Annotated in this window: 1 protein-coding gene; it reads right to left on the bottom strand. The window is 64.1% G+C overall.

Going from position 1 to position 206, the window contains the following annotated elements:
• Window positions 1–206, bottom strand: a 206-nt coding sequence (locus KUM38_RS39405; RefSeq protein ID WP_217136948.1) for a transposase, incomplete at both ends; no start/stop codon positions are given.

The following is a 206-nucleotide window of genomic DNA, read 5'->3' as shown; positions in this document are numbered from 1 at the left end:
CGCCGGCCCAGATGCCGAGGATGTCGCGGGTGCCGTCCACCGTCACCGCCATCACCACGTAGATGGGACGGTTCGCGACCTTCCCATCTCTGATCTTGACGTTGATGACGTCCACGAACAGGACCGGGTAGACGCGGTCGAGCGGCCGGTTCTGCCATTCGGCCATGCCCTCCATCACTTGGTCGGTGATGGTGGAGACGGTCTGC

This window comes from Streptomyces sp. AC558_RSS880 (genome assembly GCF_019049255.1).
Classification (GTDB): domain Bacteria; phylum Actinomycetota; class Actinomycetes; order Streptomycetales; family Streptomycetaceae; genus Streptomyces.
The sequence above is the reverse complement of the archived record's forward strand: the minus strand, read 5'-3'. Positions and strand labels throughout refer to the sequence as shown.